Annotated in this window: 21 protein-coding genes, 1 tRNA gene and 1 pseudogene; 10 read left to right on the forward strand and 13 right to left on the reverse strand. The window is 61.1% G+C overall.

All coding sequences use genetic code 11. The annotated features are described in order from the left end of the window. From PG896_RS13585 to mepA, 7 genes and pseudogenes are all read right to left on the reverse strand, one after another. Positions 1-373, reverse strand: a pseudogene (locus PG896_RS13585) (IS4 family transposase); the annotation flags it as partial. Positions 374-457: 84 nt separating this feature from the next. Beyond that, positions 458-1,501 carry a DUF6538 domain-containing protein gene (locus PG896_RS13590; RefSeq protein WP_270835806.1) on the reverse strand — a complete coding sequence of 348 codons (1,044 nt, stop codon included), beginning with the start codon at positions 1,499-1,501 and terminating at the stop codon, positions 458-460. Positions 1,502-1,628: 127 nt separating this feature from the next. Beyond that, positions 1,629-1,716: transfer RNA gene (locus PG896_RS13595), tRNA-Ser, on the reverse strand. A gap of 265 nt (positions 1,717-1,981) precedes the next feature. Then, positions 1,982-2,599: a TPM domain-containing protein gene (locus tag PG896_RS13600; RefSeq protein ID WP_010675024.1), complete on the reverse strand. Its 618-nt coding sequence runs from the start codon at positions 2,597-2,599 to the stop codon at positions 1,982-1,984. A gap of 22 nt (positions 2,600-2,621) precedes the next feature. Further along, positions 2,622-3,356, reverse strand: coding sequence for a TPM domain-containing protein (locus tag PG896_RS13605; protein ID WP_257709677.1), 735 nt, complete (start codon positions 3,354-3,356; stop codon positions 2,622-2,624). Then, complete coding sequence (locus tag PG896_RS13610; RefSeq protein ID WP_010675022.1) at positions 3,353-3,958, reverse strand: LemA family protein; 606 nt, start codon at positions 3,956-3,958, stop codon at positions 3,353-3,355. Before PG896_RS13610 ends, PG896_RS13605 begins: the two co-directional genes overlap by 4 nt. Before the next feature lie 42 nt (positions 3,959-4,000). Beyond that, positions 4,001-4,744 carry a penicillin-insensitive murein endopeptidase gene (mepA, locus tag PG896_RS13615; protein WP_270835807.1) on the reverse strand — a complete coding sequence of 248 codons (744 nt, stop codon included), beginning with the start codon at positions 4,742-4,744 and terminating at the stop codon, positions 4,001-4,003. A 174-nt stretch (positions 4,745-4,918) separates the two neighbouring features. Here mepA and PG896_RS13620 point away from each other — a divergent pair, with 174 nt between their 5' ends. Continuing rightward, positions 4,919-5,461 carry a hypothetical protein gene (locus tag PG896_RS13620; RefSeq protein WP_104453025.1) on the forward strand — a complete coding sequence of 181 codons (543 nt, stop codon included), beginning with the start codon at positions 4,919-4,921 and terminating at the stop codon, positions 5,459-5,461. 212 nt (positions 5,462-5,673) lie between these two features. Then, positions 5,674-5,952: an RNA recognition motif domain-containing protein gene (locus PG896_RS13625; RefSeq protein WP_029314670.1), complete on the forward strand. Its 279-nt coding sequence runs from the start codon at positions 5,674-5,676 to the stop codon at positions 5,950-5,952. A 69-nt stretch (positions 5,953-6,021) separates the two neighbouring features. Here the strand turns inward: PG896_RS13625 and PG896_RS13630 are convergent, their stop codons facing one another. Next, a complete protein-coding gene (locus PG896_RS13630) occupies positions 6,022-6,921 on the reverse strand; it encodes an aldo/keto reductase (RefSeq protein WP_134997461.1) in 900 nt (299 codons plus the stop codon). A gap of 166 nt (positions 6,922-7,087) precedes the next feature. On the opposite strand from PG896_RS13630, the gene PG896_RS13635 reads away from it, so the two are divergent. The 3 genes from PG896_RS13635 (at position 7,088) to ltaE (ending at position 9,381) form a co-directional block, all read left to right on the forward strand. Beyond that, the gene (locus PG896_RS13635) at positions 7,088-7,495 is read left to right on the forward strand and encodes a transcriptional regulator (protein WP_039038703.1); all 408 of its coding nucleotides are present in this window, start codon (positions 7,088-7,090) and stop codon (positions 7,493-7,495) included. A gap of 75 nt (positions 7,496-7,570) precedes the next feature. Continuing rightward, positions 7,571-8,278, forward strand: a complete 708-nt coding sequence (locus PG896_RS13640) for a short-chain dehydrogenase (RefSeq protein ID WP_104454288.1) — start codon at positions 7,571-7,573, stop codon at positions 8,276-8,278. An 86-nt stretch (positions 8,279-8,364) separates the two neighbouring features. Continuing rightward, positions 8,365-9,381 carry a low-specificity L-threonine aldolase gene (ltaE, locus tag PG896_RS13645; RefSeq protein WP_042016636.1) on the forward strand — a complete coding sequence of 339 codons (1,017 nt, stop codon included), beginning with the start codon at positions 8,365-8,367 and terminating at the stop codon, positions 9,379-9,381. Between the two features lie 63 nt (positions 9,382-9,444). Here the strand turns inward: ltaE and PG896_RS13650 are convergent, their stop codons facing one another. The 4 genes from PG896_RS13650 to PG896_RS13665 form a co-directional block, all read right to left on the reverse strand. Further along, positions 9,445-9,876, reverse strand: coding sequence for a PAS domain-containing protein (locus PG896_RS13650; protein ID WP_039038700.1), 432 nt, complete (start codon positions 9,874-9,876; stop codon positions 9,445-9,447). Between the two features lie 32 nt (positions 9,877-9,908). Further along, positions 9,909-10,931, reverse strand: a complete 1,023-nt coding sequence (locus tag PG896_RS13655) for a response regulator (RefSeq protein WP_227262802.1) — start codon at positions 10,929-10,931, stop codon at positions 9,909-9,911. Positions 10,932-10,977: 46 nt separating this feature from the next. Further along, positions 10,978-11,922: a LysR family transcriptional regulator gene (locus PG896_RS13660; protein WP_104453020.1), complete on the reverse strand. Its 945-nt coding sequence runs from the start codon at positions 11,920-11,922 to the stop codon at positions 10,978-10,980. A gap of 82 nt (positions 11,923-12,004) precedes the next feature. Continuing rightward, entirely contained in the window at positions 12,005-12,727 is a 723-nt protein-coding gene (locus tag PG896_RS13665) for a DUF2982 domain-containing protein (protein ID WP_323948392.1), read from the reverse strand. A gap of 261 nt (positions 12,728-12,988) precedes the next feature. Here PG896_RS13665 and PG896_RS13670 point away from each other — a divergent pair, with 261 nt between their 5' ends. The 5 genes from PG896_RS13670 to PG896_RS13690 all read left to right on the forward strand — a co-directional run bounded on the left by PG896_RS13670 (position 12,989) and on the right by PG896_RS13690 (position 18,905). After that, a complete protein-coding gene (locus PG896_RS13670; protein WP_029314665.1) occupies positions 12,989-14,929 on the forward strand; it encodes a putative bifunctional diguanylate cyclase/phosphodiesterase in 1,941 nt (646 codons plus the stop codon). Between the two features lie 154 nt (positions 14,930-15,083). Continuing rightward, complete coding sequence (locus tag PG896_RS13675; RefSeq protein ID WP_113070138.1) at positions 15,084-16,646, forward strand: AbgT family transporter; 1,563 nt, start codon at positions 15,084-15,086, stop codon at positions 16,644-16,646. A gap of 67 nt (positions 16,647-16,713) precedes the next feature. Next, positions 16,714-17,439 carry an oxygen-insensitive NADPH nitroreductase gene (gene nfsA, locus PG896_RS13680; RefSeq protein WP_010675008.1) on the forward strand — a complete coding sequence of 242 codons (726 nt, stop codon included), beginning with the start codon at positions 16,714-16,716 and terminating at the stop codon, positions 17,437-17,439. Positions 17,440-17,592: 153 nt separating this feature from the next. Next, positions 17,593-18,357: a hypothetical protein gene (locus PG896_RS13685; protein ID WP_010675007.1), complete on the forward strand. Its 765-nt coding sequence runs from the start codon at positions 17,593-17,595 to the stop codon at positions 18,355-18,357. Then, positions 18,351-18,905 (forward strand): VOC family protein, encoded by a 555-nt coding sequence (locus PG896_RS13690; RefSeq protein ID WP_182951689.1) that lies wholly within the window; start codon positions 18,351-18,353, stop codon positions 18,903-18,905. The genes PG896_RS13685 and PG896_RS13690 overlap by 7 nt, the downstream gene beginning before the upstream one ends. Here PG896_RS13690 and PG896_RS13695 read toward each other — a convergent pair. After that, positions 18,890-20,143, reverse strand: a complete 1,254-nt coding sequence (locus PG896_RS13695; protein ID WP_161470563.1) for an MFS transporter — start codon at positions 20,141-20,143, stop codon at positions 18,890-18,892. The genes PG896_RS13690 and PG896_RS13695 overlap by 16 nt on opposite strands. Positions 20,144-20,218: the final 75 nt, after the last annotated feature.

Consider the following 20,218-nt stretch of genomic DNA (forward strand, 5'->3'; position numbering starts at 1 on the left):
TGCCATCGTGCAATAACACCTGCTTGAACGCGCCGAGGGAGGCCGCTTTGAGTTGATGGTCGATACGCAAGGCGATGGCCCGTTCGACCAGCGCTTTCATAAACAGGGCAAAGCTCTCTTTACGCAGCTGATTGTGAAACGGTTTGTAAGAAACCTGATGCTCTTTCGTCAGCTGCAAGGCATTGAAATGACGGTGTAAGCTGGCAATGTCATTGACCTGGTCGCCCCCCATGGCCCGCAACAGTGCAGGTACGAGCATGGCAGGGGTAATGGCGCGCTGACGCAGACAAAACTTGCAGAGCCGAGCAATGCGCTCGAGTGCGGCGGGAGCCAGGAGTTGCTCCAGATAGTGATTAGCATTAATAATGGTCATAGGCTTCGCGCGTGTTGATTTTGTTTGGCGATAAAATTAGATCACAAACGAAGCCTTTTTTATATCTATTTCAATTGGTTGGCGCTAAAGATCCTGTACATGATAAGCCCTTGCCAAGATGCCGGAAAACAAGTTGATCAGTACCTTTACACGAGCCAAGGTGATGGTCTGCCCATTCTCTTGCTGAACCTTGGCGATCTGCTCTTTGAAGGGCAGTTTTTCGATCTCTTGGCCGGGTCGGTAAGGGGTCAGTTTGAGTAACTCGCGAAACTCAACACATTGTGACCGAGTAATCTGATTGAGGGGTAGATCGCCAAACACCTCGATAAACCGGCGGACGACAGCCGCTCGCTCCCGTTGCCAAGTGATAGCCCCCTTGGGATTGATCTTGCTTTGCTGCTCAGCCTGTTTTTCGAAGAACTCACCAAGCCTAGGAGCATCAGGGAGCAACGGTGTGTTGGTTGCAGCGATACCAGCGGGATAAACAGGGGGAACCAGTAGCTGTTCAATACCATAGTCAATTTGCCGATGAGTGGCTTTGAATGCTGTGTTGCAAATCTCGATACAATGGCGGGCCAAACGGTCACACAGCACGGTATAGAGCGGGTTGTCGGAGGGTAGCTCGACGTGAGCCAATGCTAGGCACTCTTCAGCAAAGTGCCTCATCGCGGCATGAAGACGGCGTGAGCTGTAGACCTCGTTGCCTTCAGAATCGGCATCTATTGGTTCCAAAGCATCACTGTAAAACCCGGCAAGCGATGAATACTCATAGCTAACACCGTTCTCGTCCAGCTCACGCAACACATAACGCTCAAGGATCTCAGGGTCACGCAGACGGGAGATTTCCCGCAGCCGCCATGTTCTGGCGATTTGCTCGACCTGCGATTGAGTCAGCTGGGTTTTGGATTCTTGCAGAGCCAACTTGTTACGAGCTCCGGCCAAGATGGCCTGTAGCTCCAAGTTAACCTCAACGGCCTTGGCTTTTGCTTCCTGTGGATCTTTGGTGTCTAGTGAACGCTTAAGCTCACCCTTACCTTCAACGAAGGGACGAAGTGCTGGCGGGATGACTTGACGGATCTTGTAGACCCCCGTCTTCGGGTCTTTTTTGGGGTTCGGCATAATGGCCATTTTGTACCACCTTTCTGGCCCTCCTGACAAAGTGACAGGGGGCGAAGTGTGAACGAAACACCACTAAAACCAGCAAGTTACTGACGCTAAAGAAAAACCCCAACCATCAAGGTCGGGGTTTACTGTTTGGCGGTGAGGGAGGGATTCGAACCCTCGATACGTTGCCGTATACACACTTTCCAGGCGTGCTCCTTCAGCCACTCGGACACCTCACCAAATTTTTACTGCTTGAAGTGGCTTTCGGAGCACGCTGCGCGTGCATCTTGCCGACTTCGTCGGTGGGCAGCCTCTCGGATACCTCACCAAATTCTGGTCTGTGATTTAACGTGTTCAGCCAACACGTGCACTCTGCGCCGTTGCGCTGGAACGGGGCGTAATTTAGGGGAAAGGGCTGCCTGGGTCAACCACTTTTCCCCTTATTTTTCATAATCTTTATCGAGTGCCTATCCCTTGAACAGAATGCCGATTTTTTAAGCCCGTTCAAGGCTTGTCGAGAATGATCAGGCTGTCAGGCAACTCGTTCTGATCCCGGGTGGCGGGGAAGGCGTCGGTCAGAATGGCGCTGGTGCGCTCCACGCACTCCAGGAACCCCTGCTCGACCTCCTTGTTGCGTACCCGAACCACGAAGTCGTCGATGATCTGCTGCCACTGGGTGTTGTCGATGTGCTGGGCGATCCCGTCGTCTACCAGGATCTCCACATAGTGCTCCGCTACCGAGACGAAGATGAGCACCCCGAGCCGGTCCCGGGTGCGGTGAAGTCCCTGCTCGACAAACTGCAGGCGGGCCATCAGGGCGGCCCGGTGACGGCGTACCTTGTTGGGAATGAGTCGCATCTTGATGGGCGTCCAGTGGAACAGCAGGCTCAGCAGCAACCAGACCGACCACTGCACCAGCAGGATCTCGTACCAGCCAAGCCAGAAGCCGAGCTGGAAGACCAGCAGGGGGGTGAGCATGGCCAGCAGGGCGGCCCACAGGGTCGGGATATAGCGATAGCCATCGCTGGCCGGGGCCAGCACGGTGACCAGTTCGGCATCCGTGGCCTGCTCGGCCTGTCGAACCCTGGCCTGCAAGGTGTGGAAAAACTGTTTCGAAATCATCTTGTTGTCTCTTTTTCCCTGATTACCAACCGCCAGATGCACCGCCGCCGCCAAAGCTGCCGCCGCCACCACTGAAACCGCCACCACCACCGCCAGTGCGGCCGCCAAAGGAGCCGGCACCGAATCCACCGGCCATGTAGGCGGCCTGGCGACGTCCTCCCGGCCCACCGCCGCCGCCGCGCAGGTTGTGCAGCACGATCATCGCAATCACCACCAGGATGAAGAGCCAGGGACCGCCCTGCTTGTCGGCCTTGCTGGTGTTGTCCACGGGCTGATACTCCCCGGCCAGGGCCTGCATGATGCCCTGGCTGCCGGCGAGGATGCCGGCCACCATGTCACCGCGCTTGAAGGCGGGCAGGATCCGGGTCTGGATGATATTGGCGGCGATGGCGTCGGGCAGGGCACCTTCCAGGCCATAACCCACCTCGATGCGCACCTTGCGCTCGTCCTGGGCGATGATCAGCAGAACGCCGTTGTTCTTGCCTTTTTGGCCGATGCCCCAGTGGCGACCGAGCTGGTAGCCGTACTCTTCGATGGTATCCCCCGCCAGCGTGTCGATGGAGACCACCACCAGCTGGACGCCGCTGCGCTTCTCGAAGACGGCCAGTTGCTGTGCGAGCTGGTGAGCCTGCTTGCGGGACATCAGATTGGCCTCGTCCACCACCCGCCCGGTCAGGGCCGGGAAATCGGGGGCGGCATGCAGTGCCGTGGCACAGAGCAGCAGACAGAGCGCCAGCCAGTGTCTCATCACGTTCATTGGAAGCTGACCTTGGGCGCCTCATCGGCACCGGGTTTGGCGCTGAAGGTGGGTTTGGCTTCCAGATCGGAGTAAAGCAGCTTGGACCAGATGACCCCGGGGAAGGTACGGATCTCGGTATTGAACTGGCGTACTGCCTCGATGTAATCCCGTCTGGCCACCGCGATGCGATTCTCGGTGCCTTCCAGCTGGGCCTGCAGGGTCAGGAACTGCTGATCGGCCTTCAGATCCGGGTAGCGCTCGACCACTACCATCAGCCGGGAGAGGGCGCTGGAGAGCTGCTCCTGCGCCGCCTCGAACGCCTTGAGCTGGGAGGGGTCACTCACCTGCACGCTGCCGACTCGGGCACGGGCATCGGTGACCGCCTTGAGGGTCTCCTGCTCGTGGCTGGCGTACCCCTTGACGGTGGCCACCAGGTTGGGAATGAGATCGGCCCTGCGCTGGTACTGGTTCTCGACCTGTCCCCAGCTCGCCTTGACCTGCTCATCCAGGGTCGGAATGGTGTTCATGCCGCAGCCGGTCAAACCCAGCAGCAGGGTCAGGGTCAGCAGGGCACGGGTACCACGCTGCCAGAGTGAAGTGGCCATCTTGTTGTTCTCCATTGATATTTCTCTCGGAAATAGGTTCACCATAACAGCTTGTGGTCAGCCCTCACAACGCCTGGGTAACAGGGGGGCGCGGTAGCTCATCGACACCTTGGGCAGCTGGGGTTTGTCCTTGAGCCAGGAGGCCAGCTCCTCCCCACAGCCATTGCCAGGAGGAATGGGAGCCTGGGACTGGCAGTCCGGACTGTTTGCCGGGCAGCGCAGGCGCACGTGAAAGTGGCTGAAGTGGCCGACCCAGGGGCGCAGCTTGGCGACCCAGGCTTCACCGGGTGCCTGTTTGCACACCTCGGCCTTGATGACGGGGTTGACGAAGATGCGCGCCACCTCGGGGCGATCGGCCGCAAGGCGCAGCAGATTGAGCTGCCTTGGGCTGAATCGGCCGGGCAGCATCCGGTAGCTGGGTTCGTCGATCAGCGCCCACTCCCTGGGGGCATCCTGCTCCCAGCTGCTGATGGGTCTGTCAGCCATCCTGAACCAGATGTCGGCATCCAGGCCGGTCTGGTGGCTGCGATGACCTGAGGTAAAGGGCCCCCCGTGCATCATGGCGAGGTCGGCGATATAGAGATCCGGCATGCCGGCCAGTCTGGTCTGGTTGGCCAGATGCTGCAGGTAATGGATGAGGTCGGGGTGACCGTAATAGCGCAGCCGTTTGGTGCGGATCACCTGATAACCAGGGCCTTCGAGGGGCAGGGCCACGGCATTTTTCAGGCAGCCGGCGGAGTAGCCGCCGATGGCCTCGGCATAGAGTGTGCTCGCGGACAAGAGCAGGGCGGTGGCGAACATGGGACTCCCGGGATGGCGCCCAGTGCGGGCTCAGACAGCCCCAAGCATACCAAGAGTGGCGGCTGGCCGTCATCCGTGTCGCGGTGGCGGTTGCATCGCGGCGCGTCGCTCGCGCACAATGCGCGGCAACGCAGCGACGGCAAGGCCGTTCGCATCACAGAAGGAGAAGAGAAGATGAGAGTCAGTGAGCTGGCAGCGCAAGAGAACGTGCGCTGGCTGATGCCCCCGGCCCGGCGGTTTTACGGGGTCATGATCTGCCTGTTGCTGGGGAGTCTCGCCACTGTGGTGGCCGCCCTCTGGCTGGGATATCCCGACATGGGCCTGCTGCCCTGGGTCGGGGTGGTCTTTGGCGGTATCGTGCTGGTGATGATGGTGTTGCCGCGCAACTGGCAACGCTGGCGTCTGGCGGAGCTTGCCTGGGATGAACGCCATCTCTATCTGCTCAATGGTGGCGAAGACCGGGCGTTGGCCCTGCCCAGAGCCGTGCTGGTGGGCATGGAGCGGGATCGAAAGGTGGGACACGATGGCCAGTGGCTCGATTTCAGCCTGGATCTCGGGCTGGATGAGGTGACCCTGGCGACGGCCACCAGCCTGCTCGGGTTGTCCCGGGAAGGGACTCACGAAGTGGCCCCCGGGGTCTATCGATTCGGGTTCAAACGTGCCTGGCATGGGCGTCGTGCCCTCGGCACATTGCTGGCCGAGCTGCACCCGGCCTGACTATTTTCTCGACAATTCATCCCAATGCTCAGATACTGCCTCTGATTCGATTTGATCTTTCCTGCTCTGATAACCCAAGAGATCAAGGACTTGGGATACGAAGCTGGAAGTGCCATGGCATGATGCCGTGGCTGGTCCGGCAGGGGGGTTGTGCCCTTACTCCCAGGTCGGTGGATGCATAGATAAGGCACCTTGAATCGAGAGTGGATGGCATGAAGATTTACGTAGGTAATCTGTCGTACCGGATGACGGCCGACGAACTGACAACCGTGTTCAGCCAATTTGGGCAGGTAGACAAGGTCGATATCATCATCGACCGCGATACCGGTCAGTCCAAGGGGTTTGGTTTCATTGAAATGCCGGTCAATGGTGAGGCCGAGAAGGCTATCGCCGAGTTGCACGGCACCGAGGTCGGCGGCCGCACCATCACGGTCAATCAGGCCAAACCGAAGACGGATGCACCCCGTGGTCGCCCCCAGCGCCATCGTTGAATCGTCTCGATAACGGAAAACGGCATGGAATCCTCCATGCCGTTTTTGTTTTCAGGGTCTGGTGCAGACTCAGGGAACGTCATAACCCAGAGCGGCCTTGCGGATGCGGAACCACTGCTGGCGAGTGAGCTCAATGGACTCGGCTGCCACGGCGGCGGCGATCCGCTCCCGTTTGCCGGAGCCGATGAGGGGCAGCGGCTGACTCGGCAGCATCATCACCCAGGCGTAGACCACCTGCTCCAGACAGTCGGCGCCCACCTCCTGGCGGATCTGCTCGAGTTCCGACCGCAGCGGGGCATAGTCGGGGGCATGGAACAGCCGCCCGCCGCCAAGGCAGGACCAGGCCATGGGCTTGATGCGCAGTTGCTGGCATTGATCCAGGGCTCCATCCAGCGTCCCCTCCTGATGGAGTGGGGAGATCTCCAGCTGGTTGGTGACCAGAGGGAAGGGCAGGCGGGATTGCAGCAGGGCGAACTGGTGGGGCGTGAAGTTGGAGACCCCGGCGTGCTTGATCTTGCCTGCCTGCTTGAGGGTGATGAAGGCGTCGGCCACCTCGTCGGCGTTCATCAGGGGGTCGGGGCGATGGATCAGCAACAGATCCAGGTGATCGGTGCCGAGTTTTTGCAAGGAGGCTTCGGCACTGGCGACGATGTGTCCCTTGCCGGTGTTGTAGTGATTCAGGGCGTGGGCCGGATTGGCGGTGAGGGCGATGCCGCACTTGCTGACGATCTCCATGCGATCGCGCAGGGAGGGCTCCAGGCGCAGGGCATGGCCGAAGGCCTCCTCGCACTGGTAGCCACCGTAGATGTCGGCGTGATCGATGGTGGTGACCCCGAGATCAAGGTGATATTTCATCAGGTCCAGCAGGGCGGCGGGGGAGAGCTGCCACTCCATCAGGCGCCAGTAGCCCATGATGAGACGGGAGAAGGTGGGGCCTTGCTCGTGCAGGGCCAGACGGGATACGGACATGGTGACTCCTCTGGACATAAAAATGCGAAAAGAAAGGGGCAAAATCATGTGCCAGCATCTTGGTCTCTTCCGGCGGACAAGGCAATAATGCCCCCTTCGCGAATTCGAACTATGGTTCTGACTCCGACGGGTCAAGATCCCGGTGTCAGTGAGAGGAGAAGGGGTGATGGAAGGATTTGCCGCCAGGCTGCAAAGCCTGATCGGGGAGGGGAGTGTGAGCGCCTTTGCCCGCAAGGTGGGGTTGAGTGAAGCCCTGATCCGCAAGTATCTGAAAGGGGCCGAGCCCGGCCTTGGCAAGGCGAACCAGATTGCCATGGGGGCCAACTGCTCGCTGGAGTGGCTCGCCACCGGTTGCGGGTATCTCTATCGTCAGGCCGAGGTGGTGGACAGGGACGCGCTGGCGGCGGCGGGGGCGCTGGTGCAGGAGACTCGTCCGGGAAAGCCCATGCCGGACGAGGAGCAACTGGTGACCCTGCTCGCCTATTACCAGTTCCTGCGCAGCCACAAGCAGGCGGACGGTTTTCTGGACCTGGCCCGGGCGCGGGAGTTTGGGCGCCATCTGGCCGAGGCCTGAGCCTGACGGGGGCTCCCGGCAGTCCGCCATTCTTCTGATACCCTCTAAGCAGTGATCAAATCCAAGGACACGCAGATGAGCTATCTGATCCTGGGCAGTGGCGGGTTGGGCAGTGCGCTGGCACGGGAGCTGGCCAGACGGGGCGAAGAGTGGTTGCTGGCGGGCAGGCAACTGCCCAGGGGGCTGGATCCCGCCTGCTACTTTCCGCTGCAGGAGGTGGACTCGCTCTCCTTTGAAGCCCTCTTCACCCTCTATGACAGCACCACCCTGCCGACGGTGGTGATCAACACCATAGGCCTGCTCCATGATCTTGCCCACATGCCGGAGCGGCGGGTGGAGGAGGTGACCCCCCAATGGCTCGAAGAGAGTCTGCTGGCCAATGCCTGGCCCCACCTGGCCCTTGGTGCCAATCTGAGCCGGCGCATGATACCCCAGAGCACGCTCTGGCTCTGCACCCTCTCGGATCGGGCGGGATGCCTGGAGGAGGGGGGCCAGGAGGCCATGTGCCATTACAGCTACCGCATGAGCAAGGCCGCCCTCAACATGGGATCCCGGATCCTGGCGGGTGAGTGGGCCGGACGTTTTCCCGGCGCCGGTGTCATCACCGTGCATCCCGGCCTCATGAATACCCCCATGCAGCAACCTTTTCTTCAGGAGATGGATCCCGCCCTGCTGCAGGATCCCGCCGAGGTCGCCGTCCGCCTGCTGGATCTGATGGCCACACTGACGCCCGCGCACTCGGGCCGTTTCGTGGATCTGCAGGGTCAGTCGCTGCCCTGGTGAGCCGCCGGGCTCACATTCCCGCTTGCCGTTTCTTGCCAGCCGGGTGTCGGCTGGTTAATGTCATCGTCCTGCATCAGGAGGATGACATGCGCTATATCGATTTACGAAGTGATACCGTGACCCAACCCACGGAAGCCATGCGCCAGAGCATGCTGCATGCCGAGGTGGGAGACGATGTCTATGGGGAAGATCCCAGCATCAATGCGCTGGAGCGCCGCGGCGCCGAACTGCTTGGCAAGGAGGCGGCCCTGTTCGTGCCCTCCGGCACCATGTCCAACCTGCTGGCCATGATGAGTCACTGCCAGCGTGGGGAAGGGGCCGTGCTGGGGGCGGCCTCCCACATCTATCGCTATGAGGCTCAGGGCTCTGCCGTGCTGGGCTCGGTGGCCCTGCAATCCGTCCCCATGCAGGCGGACGGCACCCTGGCCATCGAGGATGTGCGGGGGGCCATCGCTCCCGATGATCCCCATTTCGTCCAGACGCGCCTCGTCTGCCTGGAAAATACCCATAACGGCAAGGTGCTGCCATTGACCTACCTGCGCGCCATGCGCGAATTCGTCGACGAGAAGGGGCTGAAGCTGCATCTGGACGGGGCTCGCCTCTTCAATGCGGTGGTGGCGAGCGGGGAGCCGGTAGCCGCCATCGCGGCGCCTTTTGACAGCATCTCTGTCTGCCTCTCCAAGGGACTGGGGGCGCCGGTGGGTTCCCTGCTGGTGGGATCGGCTGCGTTCATCGCCCGCGCCAGACGGCTGCGCAAGATGCTGGGGGGCGGCATGCGCCAGGGAGGGATCCTGGCCCAGGCCGCCCTGTTCGCGCTGGATCAGCACGTTGCCCGGCTGGCGGATGATCATCGCCGCGCCAGGCGTCTGGCAGAGGGGCTGGCCGCCTTGCCAGGCATCGCACTCAACTTGGGGGAGGTGCAGACCAACATGGTATTCCTGCGCCTGACCCAGGGAGATCCCGCCACCTTGCTGGGTTTCATGAAGGAGCGCGGTATTCTCTTCTCCGGCTACGGGGAACTCAGGCTGGTGACCCACCTGCAGATCACCGACGATGACATCGACGAGGTGATCGACGCCTTCACCGAGTACCTGAGTGGCTGACGCCATTCCCCATCGCAACAACAAGGGCGCCATCGGGCGCCCTTGTTGTCATGGCAGGGTCGGTCATCCCTGGCGCTGGCCGGTGATCAGCATGGCCTCGTCGGTGGCGTCATAGATCATGATGGCCAGGTGGGTGACCTCTCCGGCGAAGTCGGCCAGCGGCACCAGGGTCAGGTTCTGGTACATGTAGGGGGCTGATCCCGTGATGGGGCGGTAGTTGGAGAAGCGCAACAGGTAGGGGCGCTGCTCCCAGGTGCTGAAGGCACGGTTGTTGAGCTTGAACACCATGTTGGCCTTGCGCTCGAACCAGGCCTTGTCCACATCGGGGAAGAGCGAGAACAGCCCTTGATCGCGCACTTCGCCTGCCAGCCGGCCGCTGTGACTCTCCATGAAGCCGTTCCACACCTGGATCCGGTACTCCCTGTCGAGCACGACCAGCCCCACGTCCAGATTCTGGACGATGTTCATCAGCCAATGAAATTCCCGAATGTCCATGGTCACTCCTGGTGGTTGCTGCCGCGGGGCGGTCAGAGCATGTGCATGATCTTGTTGTTCATGGTGGCGATGGAATCTTCGGTAAACAGCAGCAAGAGATCGCACTGCACCGCATAGCCCTGCACCCGATAGTTGATCTCGATGGCCAGAGTGCGGCGCCAGCGGCTCTGGTTGGTCCGAATGAGATCCTGAATGGGCCTGTGCTGGCCAAGCACCACGGGGTGACCCTGGCTAAAAGGGGTGTCGAGCTGGTTGGCGTAGCCGCGCAGGAAGGCGCCGATCAGCACGTTGGCAGTGTCCATTAGCAGTTCCAGCTCGGCGCCGTGATCCAGCTCCCCCTGATGGTTCATCAGGCGGGCCAGGTCCTGGAAGCTGGCATCGTGGAACAGCAGCAGGGCCTCCCCGGCGATCCCGGCCCCGATAAAGCCCTGACAGACCGCAGAGAGCGTCTCCGACTCGGCGGCGGCCGAGAGCGCCATGTGCAGCTCGGAGACCTCCAGCACGTTGACGTTGGGGATGGGGAGCAGCACGAAGGCGCCGAGCAGGCGGGCCAGCAGATCCGCCCCCTGGCCCATGGCGACGTTGGCCAGCTCCTGATAGACATCCCGCAGCTCGGGGGTGAACTGGATGCTGCTCTGGGCAGCCTGGTGGCTGGTGACGGGCTGGGGCTGGATGGCCGTCACCTGGGTGGCTGATTGCCACAGACCGTGGCGCTTGAGCAAGGCAAGGAGGGTGTCCGGGGAGGCCGGCTTCTTGATGAAATCGAGGGCGCCAAGGGCCATGACACGCTCATGGGCTTCCGGCTGGATGTCGCCGGAGACCACGATCACCTTGCTGCGCACCCCTTCTCGCTTGAGGGTCTCGAGCACGCCATATCCGTCCATCTCCGGCATGGTGAGATCGAGAAAGATCAGGTCCCCGTGCCCCATCAGGATCTGCTCGACCCCTTCCAGTCCGTCTGCGGCCTGGTGCAAGGTGACACCCCAATCGGCGGGCAGGGCGCGCACCAGCTGTTTGCGCGCGAACCCGGAGTCATCACATATCAATACATTCATAGTGTTAGCCGACCTGTGTAACGAGGATTGCGCTAAGTGTGGGTCATCAGCCGTCAGATGCAACGGGCAGCGGCTGCGCCGGTGAAAATTGATCGTTCTGCTGGCGGGTACGATAGCGCTCGGAGTGCTTCTCGACGAAATCGGCGAACATCTTAACACGCAACGGGGTGAACCGGGGCTGACAATGGAGCATGTAGAAGGGACGTTTTCCTGACTGCCAGTCCGGCAGGACGGGGACGAGCTGACCATCTTGCAGGAAGGGGTGCACATAGTGCTGCGGGGCGTTGACGATGCCGAGGTGGCGCTGGGCTGCCCGCACGGCGGCCTGGGTCTGGTCGATGCAAAGGCGGGGAGTGCGCTTGATGCAGATCGTCTGTTCGTCCCGCCCGCTCAGTTGCCAGTGCTGGTGGGGCCAGCAGTAGATGAGATCGTGCTCTTCCAGCTGGGTCGGGTGGGAGGGCACACCCATCTTCTCCAGATAGAGGGGGGAGGCGAACAGACCGTACTGGATGTGACCCAGACAGAGGGCGTTGGGCAGGGTCTGGGGGAGCTCGCCGTTGAAAAAGACCAGGTCCCTGTCCTGATCTGCCTGGAGGGCATGGTCGTTGGACTGGCGGATGTCGAATTGTACCCCGGGATAGCGCAGGCCGAAGTCCGCCAGCATGTCGACCAGGATGGTGTTGGAGAGGGCGATGGGGGCCGCGAGGCGGATGAGGCCGCTGATGTCCGTCTCCTCACCCCGGATTTCGCCGGTGGCCTGCTCTATCTCTGCCAGGGGGGTACAGAGGCGCTCGTAATAGCGCAGTCCTTCGTCGGTGAGACGCAGCTTGCGGGTGGATCTGTGCAGCAGGCTGCATCCGAGCTGCTCTTCCAGTTGGGAGATACGTCGACTAATGGTGCCGGTCGGCATGCCCAGCGCAGCGGCGGCGTGGGAGAAACCGCCCTCTTGCACCACCTTGACGAACAGATAGAACTCTTCGATGTACTTCATAGCGGTTTTAGGGGGTGTTCTGGCTGTAACAAGCCAGTGACCTTATGAAGAGTCACCGGGCTTGGCAAGCGCAATCCGGCGTTTAATTGATCTGGATTAGATTCGACTCGCGCTGGTATTGCTGGAGCAGATGGACGAAATCTTCCGGGGATCTGTCCAGGCTGTTGTCGGGCACCAGCAGATCGTACCCCAGCAGATCTCGCAGCCGTGCCATCCGGTTGCCGAGCATGGCGATCACCCCCTCATAGCGCTGGCCGGCGGGTGAGCAGAAGCGGCTCTCCTCCAGCAGTCCCTCTCCCAGGAGCCCACTGCCGCACCCTCCGGTCGGGCAGTCGGAGCGCTCGCTTCGCATGGCCTGCATCAGCACGGCGCGCTGCTCGGTGAGCAGACGGACGGCGAGCCGGGGTGTGATCAGCGTCAAAAAAGCGTCGTAATCCTTTATTTTCAAACCGATGTAGGGCAGCTCCACCAGATCCCACCCCAAATGGATACGTGGTTGGTCAATTCGCTGAATATTTCTCCATTTCAGGATCCAGCCGCCGTACTTGTGATGGTATTGCAGGCAGTCCTGACACAAAGAGAGACTAAAATGAGGCTCACCCAGTTTCCAAGCCCCGACAAGAATTGTCATCAGGCCCGCCAGGAGGAGGGAAATGGCGGGGATTAGTAGTTGTTCACGAAGAAAAAAAAGTATAAAAATCATAGCAATGGTTATCACCATGCCCAACAATACCAGTGTGAGTCCATTTCTTCTTACCATGGGGATCACATGTAGCGTTTTCATATGATTTCGGCCTTTTTTCATCCGTTTGTTATCCGATTATGGGCCGGAACGGATTTTGTACCAGCGCGAATGCTCCTGTCAGGGGGCGCAAGCGACTGGTTCGACCATGAGCTTTCAGCATGAATCATCACTCAACATGAATACGCTAGGGAAGGTGCGAATAAGTCATATGGCACGAGAGCATTTAATGGTAACCCATTGATATTAAATGACTAAAATTTTCATTTTTTGTTCGTGGGATACTTGTTCGCACTTTCCCTAGACGAACGCCTGCTCACCGTGATGGATGTCCTCCACACGCCGGTCTGGGTCTATGACATCCAGCGTCATCATATTTACTGGGCCAACGATGCTGCCCTCGGGCTCTGGGAGGCGAGCTCCCTGGCCGAGCTGAAGTCCCGGGATTTCTCCGCCGACATGGCCGCCGCGATCGATCTGCTGCTGCAGCGCTATCTCGGCGATTTCCAGCAGGAGCGCAGTTACAACGAGTGGTGGACCCTCTCGCCCAAGGGGGTCAAGAAGCAGGTCTATCTGCGTCTTTCCGGGATCCAGCTTGCCGGACGGCAGATGATGATGGCGGAAGCGGTCATCGATGCCGACACCCTCTATCAGGAGTCCTCCCTCGCCACCGGCGACACCCTGGCCTGTCTCTTTGACAACGAGGGGCGCCTCGAGAGCGGCAACCATCACTTCGACATGTGCTTTGGCACCGGCATTCTGACGCTGCCCCAGATCTTCTCCGGTGCGGACGAGGCCTTCTATCGTCGCCTCTCCCGTCTGGACGAAGTAGTGGCCGAAGGGGAGTGCCGCACCCAGAAGGGGATGCGCTGGTTCCAGTACCAGTTTCGCCATATCCAGCAGGGGGCACGGATCCTGCTGACCATGCGGGACATCACGGATCGCAAGCTCGAAGAGCTGGAGCATCGCCACCTGGCCTGGCACGACTCCCTCACCGGGCTGCTCAACCGCTACGGCCTGATGAAATCCCTGGAAGCCTATTGCGGCCTCGGGGGGCGCTTTGCCCTGGTGTTCATGGATCTGGACAACTTCAAGCTGGTCAATGACAACTACGGCCACAAGGCAGGGGATCGCCTGCTGGAGCGGGTCGCCGGACGGCTCAAGCAGATCTGCCCGCGGGACGTGGAGCTGGCGCGCCTTGGCGGGGACGAGTTCACCGCCCTGGTGCCTCTCAACCAGGCGAGCGATCGGGCCCAGGAGGTGGCGGATCTCATGCTCTCCCAGATGAGCAAGCCACTGCAGCTGAGCGGTGTCCCCGAGGTCACTATCGGCGGCAGCATCGGCATCGCCATCTACCCGGACGACGCGGATGACGGCGACAACCTCATCACCCGTGCCGACATGGCCATGTACCAGGCCAAGCAGATGGGGCGGCTTCGCTGGCAGCGCTTCACCCCCAGCATGCAGCAAAGCCTGCATCGCAAGCTGACCCTGAAGCAGTTTCTGGCCAAGGCCGTTGGTCGGGGGGAGCTCAGCCTGCGCTATCAGCCCCAGGTGGATGTGGCGCAAGGTCGGGTCATCGGTTTCGAGGCCCTGGTACGCTGGTACAATCCCGTGCTCGGCCATGTGTCGCCGGCGGAGTTCATTCCGCTGGCCGAAGAGATGGGGCTCATCCGGGAAATCGGAAGCTGGGTGCTTTCCACCGCATTGGCCCAGATGGGGGAGTGGCAGCGACAGGACGGGGTGAGGGTGCCGGTGTCGGTCAATCTCTCGGGCTTCCAGCTCTCTGCCAGTTTGCCGGAGCTGGTGGCCCAACTGCTCGAGGTATTCTCGGTGGAGGCGGCGCTGCTGACCCTGGAGCTGACCGAAACGGTGCTGATGCTCGACATGAAGGGGTGCATCGAGATCCTCGACGCCCTGAGCGAGCAGGGGATCAAGATCGCCATCGACGACTTCGGGACGGGCTACTCCTCCCTGGCCTACCTCAACCGGTTGCCCATCGACACCATCAAGCTGGACCGCTCCTTCGTGGTGGGGCTCAACCTGCCGGTGATCCGGGCGACGGTGGCCATGGCCACCAGTCTGGGGCTCGGGATCCTGGCGGAAGGGGTGGAGGAGGAGCACGAGCTCGCGGCCCTGCAGACCCAGGGTTGCCATGTCTTCCAGGGGTTCCTGTTCAGCCGTCCCATGACCCCGGAAGAGGTGGCGGCGGCGGGGTTCGCTGTACAGTGCCGACTGGGTCGCTACCCCCTCGCAAACCATTGAGCAAGTTGTCGATAAATGTGCGGCATCTCCCATTTATGAAGTGCGAGATGCCAAATTAAACATAATTAATCGAATTTTTGTCTCATATCATGGGATCCATTAGACGTTATCGCTAGTATGCGCGCTCATTCCTTGGTAATGGAGTATCACCATAATGAGTCAAGCTGCAGTGAACGAGCGTCCGGCCCCTCCCAACGGCTGGTTGAACCGCTTTCTGAACGGGGTCGAGAAGGCGGGCAACAAGCTGCCGGATCCCGCCATGCTCTTCCTCTATGCCTTGCTGATCGTCTGGGTCGGCTCCTGGATAGGTTCCCAGTTCTCCTTCGATCTGGTCAATCCCCGCACCGGAGAGGCCGTGGTCATCAACAACCTGTTGACCGGGGCAGGGCTGGCGGACTTTCTCGCCAGCATGGTCACCACGTTCACCGGGTTTGCTCCTCTTGGCATCGTGCTGGTGGCCATGCTGGGGGTCGGGGTGGCTGAGCAGTCCGGTTTCATCAACACCGGGCTCAAGAAGCTGCTCAAGGTGACGCCGGCGCGCTTTCTGACCCCCATGCTGATCCTGGTGGCCATCGTCAGCCATACCGCCGCCGATGCGGGCTATGTGCTGGTGATCCCCATTGGCGGCATCATCTTCCATGCGGCGGGTCGCCACCCGCTGGCGGGGATTGCCGCGGCCTTTGCCGGGGTCTCCGGCGGGTTTGCCGCCAACTTTCTGCCCTCAGGCGGGGATGCGCTGCTTCAGGGGTTCACCCAGTCTGCAGCCCAGTTGTTCGACCCTGACTACATGGTCAACACCCTGTGCAACATCATGTTCACCGGCGCCTCTTCCTTGCTGATCATCTGCGTGGGCTGGTTTGTCACCGAGAAGATTGTCGAGCCGCGCCTCAAGCAAGTGCCTCTCAACGAGGATCTGGAGAGCGCCGACGAGATGGGTCGTTACAGCGCCCAGGAGAGCCGGGCCTTCAACTGGGCCGGGTTCGCCATGCTGGCGGCCGTGGTGCTGCTGGGGCTGGCGCTGGCCCCCGGCGACTCGCCGATGAGGGCACCGGACGGTTCCCTCACCACCTTCGCCGCGCCGGTGATGAAGTCCATCGTGCCCCTCATCTTCCTGCTCTTCATCCTGCCCGGGATCGTCTATGGCTTTGTCGCCGGCAGCTTCAAGAGCGGCAAGGATGTGATCGACGCCATGTCGGCCACCATGAACAAGATGGGCTCCTACATGGTGATGGCCTTCTTCTGCGCCCTCTTCATCAAGGCGTTCGGGGATTCCAACCTCGGTACCCTGCTGGCGCTCTCCGGTGCCGAGGTGCTTCACGCCCTGGCGTTGCCGGGAGAGGTGACCATCGTCGGCATCATACTGCTGACGGCCACTGTCAACCTGGTGGTGGGCTCGGCCTCCGCCAAGTGGGCCCTCATCAGCCCCATCCTGGTGCCCATGCTGATGGCGGTGGGGATCTCGCCCGAGCTGACTCAGGCCGCGTATCGGGTGGGGGATTCCGCCTCCAACATCATCACCCCGCTGATGGTCTTCTTCCCCCTGGTGGTGGTCTATTGCCAGCAGTATGTGAAGAGCACAGGCATCGGCACCCTGGTCTCCATGATGCTGCCTTACTCCCTGGCCTTCCTGGTGAGCTGGACGGGCTTCCTGCTGCTCTACTGGGCGCTGGGGTTCCCGCTTGGGTTGCAGGCCCCCTATGTCTATCCTGCCCCTTGAGGGTGACGGGGGGCCTTGGGCCCCCCGCTTTTTTTGGGTAGAGTGTGACCTTCATTCCGGAGGTACCATGAACCCGACCATCGATCTCATTCTTTCCCATCGCTCCATTCGCCAGTTCACCCCAGAGCCCGTCAGCGCAGAGCAGCTGGATCAGATCCTGAGCGCCGCTCAGAGCGCCGCGAGCTCCAGCTTCCTCCAGGCCAACAGCATCATCCGGGTCACCGACAAGGGGCTGCGGGCCACCCTGGCGGAGCTGGCCGGCCATCAGGCCTATGTGGTCGAAGCGGCGGAGTTTCTGGTGTTTTGCGCCGACTACCATCGTCACAGCCAGATAGTGCCGGAGGCCCGCACCGGCTTCGTGGAGCAACTCATGATCGGGGCCATCGACGGCGCCCTGATGGCGCAAAATGCCTTGCTGGCGGCCCAATCACTTGGGCTGGGTGGGGTCTATATCGGCGGCATTCGCAACAATCCGGCCGAGGTGAGCGAGGTGCTGGGTCTGCCCCATCAGGTGATCCCGCTGTTTGGCCTCTGCCTGGGTCATCCCGCCCAGCGGCCGGAGCAAAAACCGCGGCTGCCCCGGGCGCTGGTGGTGCACGAGAACCGCTATCCTGCCACCCTGGATCGCGCTCTGTTGGCCCGGTACGACGGGCAGATCCACGACTACTACCAGGCCCGCAGCAGCAACAACAAGGATCAGACCTGGAGCGGGCAGATCAGGGGGATCCTGGGCAAGGAGGCGAGGCCCTTCATGCTGGGATTCCTGCAGTCGAAGGGTTTTTGCCTCAAGTAATGGGGGAGGCGGGCGATATGGAGCATGACGCACCGGATGCGGTCACCACCTGTGAGCGTTCTTGTGAGGCAATACGGGATCTGGGCGCTACCCTATGAGGCTAAGCTGTTGTAGGATCTCGCAATTGGATTGGGACTGGAGTGTGAACACCCTATGATTTTAACCCTGATATTGCTGTCAATCGGCGCACTCCTGTTTCTGGTCATCGCCTATAACGTGGTGCAGCAATACAAGCAGAAGGCCGAATCGGACAAGCGCCAGGCCATTGCCCGTCACAAGGCGGTGGCAGACGAGACCGAAGAGGTGTTGCTGAACGTCAACCTGGTGCCCTTTTCCAAAAACATGGTGCTGCTGTTGCAACACCGGATCCTGGATGCCTACCGCGCCATCGCGCTGGTGATGCCCAATGCGCAGGTCAAGCAGCGCATCGCCGACGTCCAGCTCCAGATCAAGAACGTGCAGGAGAACTACAGCAGCCAGGACGAGGGGCATTTCAAGACGCCGGAGTCCGACCGCCAGGCCATCCAGATGCTGCAACTGGCCAAGAAAATGCGGGCCGTGCTGCGGGTCGAGCACAACAAGGGCAAGATAGATCCCCAGGGCTTTGCCCAGGAGGATCGCCGCCTCGAGCTGATGCAGCTCAAGATCAATATCGCCAACCTGCTCAAGCGGGCCATGGATGCCCAGATCCAGGGGCAGTACGGCACCTGCCGCCAGCTCTACACCAAGGGACTGGGAGCGCTGGCCAATGTCACCGACAAGGATCCCTACCTGCTGGCGCGGGAAGAGGACATGCGTCAGGGGATGCGCCAGCTGGAAGAACACCTGCAGCAGCACAGCGAGAAGGAGCTGCAAAACATCAAGGACAAAGAGACGGACGAACTGGACGTCCTGTTCCAACCCAAGAAGAAATGGTGATCATGTCACATCCACTGGATTCCACACTGGGGCCCATGGCCCCATTTGTTTGCCAACTGCTCACGGAAATGCATGCCGTCATGGGAGTCAAGGACTCCCCCGTGGTGGATCACCTCTGCTACCGCGCCGCCACCCTGCCGGAATATCTGGAGTTGAAAGCGGTGCTGGCCGCCCACGGAGTCTTGCTGGTGGAGGGAATGATAGGCGGGCGTCCCATCGCCACCTATCGCTTGCACCAGCCTGTCTGCTGGGAGCAGGTGACCGTCCCCTGCATCGAACTGGCCGCCCCCAAGGCGGGTCGAAGCCATCAGGCCGGGCTCGAACATATCGAGCTGGTGGTGCCCTCGCTCACGGCCTTGGTGACGAGGCATCCGGATGTCCCCTTCAAGACTGGCAACATCGATGACGGACGCAATCCGGATATAGGATTGATGCTGCCCTCTGGGCAGATCAAGTTTCATCTGCGCCCGCTTGAGGAGGTGATCGACGAAGAGCTCTGCACCGGCGCCGTGGTGCCGGTACCGGCGGACTATTATGACGGTCTGTGAGGGAAGGGCCCGTTGACGGGAGCCTGATCCTGTGGCGTCAACGCACAAGCGGGCGCCACACGTCCTTTCAAGTGACCGAGCCAGAGGCTCAACCCGGCGGTGATGATCAACACCAGCTCGATGCCGAGCACCAGACCCCATAGCCCCCCTTGCTCCCAGAAGGGGTGCAGATAAAGCCCGCCCAGACTGGCTCCCAGGTAGTACCCCACCAGATAGAGCGACGAGGCGAGCGCCCGGTTGTGCTCCACGTGCTGGCCGACCCAGGCGCTGGCACAGGCGTGGGCCAGGAAGAAGCCGAAGCTCGAGACAAGCAATCCCCCGATGATGGCGACAAGGCTCCCCTGCAACAGGGCCAGGCTTCCGAGTGCCATCAAGGTTATTCCCGCCAGCAGCAGACGTTGTGCTCCCCAGCGATGGGCCCCGCGGCCGCTCAGTGAAGAGGCGACGGTGCCGGTGAGGTAGGTCAGAAACAGCATGCCGAGCCACTGGGTCGGCAGGGAGAAGGGGGCCTTGGCCAGCAGGAAGGTGAGATAGCTGTACTGGTTCAGGAAGACCATGAAGTTGAGGCCGCCGATGAGATAGGCCCCCACCAGCAAGGGGTTGCCAAGGTGACTCTGGATGGCGCGGCGCAGTTGCCCAGGCGCTGCCTCCACGGCCACGAAGCAGCGCTGGGCGGGCAGCAGCCAGATGACCAGTGGCAGCAGGGCGAGGCTGATGATCCCGATACCGAGGAAGGTGTGCTGCCAGTCACCAAACCAGCCAGCCAGCAGACCGCCGACCACCCGGCCCGCGATGCCTCCCAGGGAGTTGGCCGCGATATAGACGCCGACGGCTACGATCAGGGCACGTTTGCTGAACTCTTCCCCCATGTAGGCAATGGCGGTGGCGGGCAGCCCTGCCAGCAGGACGCCTTGCAGGATGCGCAGGCTCACCAGCACATCAAAGTGGGTGACCCAGGGGATGCACAGGGAGAGCAGGATGGCGGCCGCCAGGGTCCACAGCATGATCCGCCGCCGTCCGAACCGATCAGCCAGACGGGCACAGACGAGCAGGGAGCCTGCAAGCCCTGCGGTACAGCCTGCCAGCGTCCAGCTGGCGGACAAGGCGCTGACCGAGAAAACCTCTGCCAGGAGCGGCAGCAGGGGATGGGTCTGGTAGAGATTGAGGAATACCAGGAAGGAACCCAGGCTGAGGGCCAGGGTGGCGCGTATCCATTCGCGACTGCCTACTTCGATCATATGGAGTTGTCCCGACGACTTTTGTGCAGGGTAGTGCGACGAAACGTATAAATATAATATATTTAAGTTATCACC

This window comes from Aeromonas sp. QDB30, assembly GCF_027707645.1.
In the GTDB taxonomy this organism is placed as follows: Bacteria; Pseudomonadota; Gammaproteobacteria; order Enterobacterales; family Aeromonadaceae; genus Aeromonas; species Aeromonas caviae.